Source organism: Collinsella sp. LCP19S3_B11 (assembly GCF_052121915.1).
Classification (GTDB): Bacteria; Actinomycetota; Coriobacteriia; order Coriobacteriales; family Coriobacteriaceae; genus Collinsella.
Genome location: NZ_JBQKDI010000071.1, coordinates 1 through 308, shown reverse-complemented (window position 1 = coordinate 308; position 308 = coordinate 1). Strand labels below are relative to the sequence as shown.

The following is a 308-nucleotide window of genomic DNA, read 5'->3' as shown; positions in this document are numbered from 1 at the left end:
CACATCCTCCCGGACCGTGGCGATCCACTCCTTCACAGCAGCGGTGACGATACCGACGAGCTCGTCAGTCCCCCGGTTCGGCTCCGCGCTGAAACGACTACGCGCCACCATGATCACCCCCCGCCGTAACGGCCCGCAGCGGGGCACCAACATTCGAGCTAATCGGACGGTCCAACACGTTCTGCGGGAGGGTGAAACCCAGCACCTCCGCGAGGTAGGGGAACAACGACGGTGCCTTCGTCACCAACCGTTCCGCCAGGGCGCGGCGAGCCACATCCGAGTCCTTGTCGTCCGCGTCGTCCTCGCTG

At 65.9% G+C, this 308-nt stretch carries 1 protein-coding gene; it reads right to left on the bottom strand.

The annotated features are described in order from the left end of the window. Positions 1–97: 97 nt before the first annotated feature. Positions 98–308: hypothetical protein (locus tag ACTQV4_RS10425; protein WP_441569798.1), on the bottom strand; the 211-nt coding region annotated here is incomplete at its 5' end.